1 protein-coding gene is annotated in these 1,637 nt (G+C 45.2%); it reads left to right on the forward strand.

The features are described 5' to 3' along the window. Nucleotides 1–72 precede the first annotated feature (72 nt). Nucleotides 73–1,604, forward strand: a protein-coding gene (locus tag NO989_RS21735; RefSeq protein ID WP_371343191.1) for an IS3 family transposase whose coding sequence is annotated in 2 segments (ribosomal slippage) — nucleotides 73–535 and nucleotides 535–1,604 — 1,533 coding nt in all. Because the reading frame shifts where the segments join, the coding sequence is not laid out codon by codon here. Nucleotides 1,605–1,637: the final 33 nt, after the last annotated feature.

Consider the following 1,637-nt stretch of genomic DNA (forward strand, 5'->3'; position numbering starts at 1 on the left):
CCCCCTGTGTCAGGATAGTTGTCGCCTCAGTTTTTCATAAAAATATAACAGGGAGCGGTAAGTTAGATATTAGTGAAGCATTATCCTGAAGATCATAAGAAAGCCATCATTAGAAAGCTGGTTGAAAGTGGCTTATCATTACGCCAATTCGCAAAGCTAGAGAGTATCAACTTATCTACTTTGTATTCATGGCGAGATAAGTATTTACAAGCAGGTTCTAGTTTGGCAGATAGCAATAGTTCAGATGGTTGGTCACCAGAGCAAAAGTTCTCAATTGTTTTAGAAACAGCAGCATTGAGCGAAATTGAGTTAAGTGAGTATTGCCGTGAAAAAGGGCTTTACCCTGAGCAAGTTAAAGAATGGAAGCGAAGCTGCATTGCAGGCAATCAAACTAAAGCCCAGCAACGTAAGCAATTAACCCAAGAGCGAAAGGATGATCGTAAGCGGATTAAAGAGTTAGAAAGAGAGTTAAAGCGCAAAGATGCTGCGCTTGCTGAAACGGCAGCGTTGTTGGTGCTCAGAAAAAAGTTAAATGCCTACTGGGGGGAAGACGAGGACAATTAACCTCACTCACAGATAGGCAGCATTACGCATCTCTGATTGATGAAGCAGTCAGCTCAGGTGCTAGAAAAGAGAAAGCCTGTGAAGAAGTTGGTATGTCTGTACGCACATTACAACGCTGGCAGGAAAGCGGTGAAATCAGTGGTGACAAAAGACCTACAGCTGATAGGCCAGAACCGAGTAACAAGCTCACTGAGGAAGAGCAGCAAGCGATATTAGCTACCTGTAACCAAGAAGAATACGCCAATTTAGGGCCAAGTCAGATAGTGCCAATGCTGGCAGATAACGGGCAATATCTCGCGTCTGAATCGAGCTTTTATCGTGTGTTGAAAGCCAATGACCAGCTAACCCATCGAGGTAAAGCAAAACCTAAAGGTAGCCGAGCTAAACCTAAGGGGTACACAGCGACAGCGCCAAACCAAGTGTGGACTTGGGATATTAGTTACTGCCCGTCAACGGTCATTGGTCGGTTCTTCTACCTCTACATGATAATCGACATCTTCAGCCGTAAGGTTGTCGGGTGGGAAGTTCATGACAGTGAATCAGGTGAACATGCTGCCCAATTGCTTGAGCGCACGCTCTGGTCTGAGAAATGCGTTAAAAAAGACGTGGTATTGCATTCAGATAACGGTAGCCCGATGAAGTGCCTAACGATGCAAGCCAAAATGCTTGATATGGGTGTCATTGGCTCTCGTAGCCGCCCCGGTGTCAGCAATGATAATCCGTACTCAGAATCATTGTTCCGCACGGTCAAATACAGTCACCGCTGGCCAAGCGAAGGCTTTAAAAGCCTTGAAGATGCAAGAGCTTGGATGAAAGGCTTCGCTCAATGGTACAACACTGAGCACAGGCATAGTCGCATCAAATTCATGACACCAGCGCAACGCCATAATGGTGAAGATAAAGCGATATTGGCAAAACGCCATGAGCTATATACCAAAGCGCAAAAAAAGAACCCTAACCGCTGGTCAAAGGGTATTAGAAACTGGGAGGAAATCGGTGATGTGAAATTAAACCCAGAGAACAAAAAAGAAGCTGCTTAACAGCTCAGGCGACAACTACCTTGAAAAACGCCG

The organism is Alteromonas sp. DY56-G5 (genome assembly GCF_041414725.1).
Taxonomy (GTDB): domain Bacteria; phylum Pseudomonadota; class Gammaproteobacteria; order Enterobacterales; family Alteromonadaceae; genus Alteromonas; species Alteromonas macleodii.